Consider the following 1,664-nt stretch of genomic DNA (forward strand, 5'->3'; position numbering starts at 1 on the left):
GGTAAGCAACAAAGCCAAGCAATACATCCCCATTAACCTTAAACCGTTCGTAATTTTGCATAAGCAGGCTTAAGCCTGCCGCAGGCATGCCTGGCAACCGCAGTTTTTGTATGAAGCATGCAAGTTACTCGTCTCAGAGAAGCTCATTTCCATAAAACTGTCGTTATTTATCAGAGACTGCCCCCCCCTGCAGTGTACTTCCTTGCGGCTTAGAAAGTGTTTAGGATGTCCTGTATGTCCGTTGAATAAAAAGGGAATTGTCTGGGGACTCCCTAGGCGCTGGCGTTATAAATAGGAGGAGTAATGATCGAAGAGATCGAGGAATGGATACATCGGGTGAATTCCTCACATAGGGAAGTGCGTCAGTCTTGCTCTGTCCTTGACGAACATTTCAACGGTTTCTACTCGCCTGAATTTCTGAAGACAGCGTTTTTCGTTGTTACCGACGAAATCCCGAAGCCTGATTTTCCAGGACTCAGGGAAGCAGGTTTAGGAGACTTCATCGACATGGACGTGGGAGGTATTACCTACAACGATACCTATTACGTCAAGAAAGAAGCTGCAAACGAACTTCGGCTTCACTTCCATGAATTGGTTCATGTGCTGCAATGGCGTGAGCTCGCGCCTCAAGGTTTCATAGAGCGCTACATTCGAGAGATTCAAGATTTTGGGTATGATAACGCTCCGCTAGAAAAGATGGCCTACGCCTTAGATGGGCATTACCAAAGCAAGGGACGGCATCTCAGTATTGAGCAGTTTGTCCGAGAAAGTTTATAACAATTCGCGTTATTCGGACGCGCTAAAGTGCGCCGGTGCGCTCCGCGTTAAACCTAAGAAGCCCCGCTACCAGAAGTAGGAAGAATGATTTCAAGGCATGAGTATCGAATTTTTAGACAGTGATCTAGACAAGGTAGATTATCTAAGGAAGGTGTGAATAAGTCCTCGCGGCACTCTTTTGATGTAGAGAGTGGCTTGCACAACAATTGGCGTTCAAGGCATCTGACTGAAGGCACAACTTGCATCCAGGCCTGTAAGCCGACGCAGAGCACACATAGGACTTGTTGGCACTTTTCTTAAGCCACCATTGTCATTGGGGCATGGCTGCTCACTCGCGTTAATCAGAGAGCGTGCAGTGTATTGCCATAGCGCTGACATTTTTCTCTGAATATCTATTCCATAGCCGCCCTGACTTGGTTGAATATCCCGTCATCCAACTCGATACCGATAAAGTGCCGTCCCAGCGCCTTGCAGGCTTTTCCGGTAGAGCCTGAACCCATAAAGCAATCCAAGACAACGTCTCCAGGGCGACTGCTGGCGTTAATGATGTGCTCGAGCATGGCTGCGGGTTTTTCGCAGGGGTGCTTGCATGGGTAGTAGGGCACAGTGGGGTAATGCCAGAGAAAATACAGGACATCCATATCTTTTTGATGTTTCACACAGCCTTGACTAGGCTTTGAAATACCCATCAAAGCTCAGTCGAGGTTTGTTATGACCACCGCCCGTCGTCAGTTGATAGATGCTGAAAGTACGCCCTTTTACCACGTGATTAACCGTTGCGTTAGAAGGGCATTTTTGTGTGGTGAAGATGCACTGTCGGGGCGCAGTTACGAGCATAGACGTGGCTGGATAGTGGATAAAATCAGGCAGTTGTCGTCAATATTCTG

Annotated in this window: 2 protein-coding genes and 1 pseudogene; 2 read left to right on the forward strand and 1 reads right to left on the reverse strand. The window is 47.8% G+C overall.

Annotation, left to right across the window (positions count from 1 at the left end; translation table 11 throughout):
- Positions 1–303 precede the first annotated feature (303 nt).
- Positions 304–777, forward strand: a complete 474-nt coding sequence (locus tag N512_RS0119005) for a hypothetical protein (protein ID WP_028781319.1) — start codon at positions 304–306, stop codon at positions 775–777.
- Positions 778–1,169: 392 nt separating this feature from the next.
- Here N512_RS0119005 and N512_RS23430 read toward each other — a convergent pair whose 3' ends face one another.
- Positions 1,170–1,436: a site-specific DNA-methyltransferase gene (locus tag N512_RS23430; protein WP_231473628.1), complete on the reverse strand. Its 267-nt coding sequence runs from the start codon at positions 1,434–1,436 to the stop codon at positions 1,170–1,172.
- Positions 1,437–1,488: 52 nt separating this feature from the next.
- Here N512_RS23430 and N512_RS24240 point away from each other — a divergent pair.
- Positions 1,489–1,664, forward strand: a pseudogene (locus N512_RS24240) (alpha-amylase family glycosyl hydrolase); the annotation flags it as partial.

The organism is Shewanella sp. 38A_GOM-205m (genome assembly GCF_000518445.1).
GTDB classification, from domain to species: Bacteria; Pseudomonadota; Gammaproteobacteria; order Enterobacterales; family Shewanellaceae; genus Shewanella; species Shewanella algae.

Excerpts from the sequence above, each read along its gene's own strand:
- N512_RS0119005 (WP_028781319.1), top strand. The coding sequence starts at position 304 with ATGATCGAAGAGATCGAGGAATGGATACATCGGGTGAATTCCTCACAT.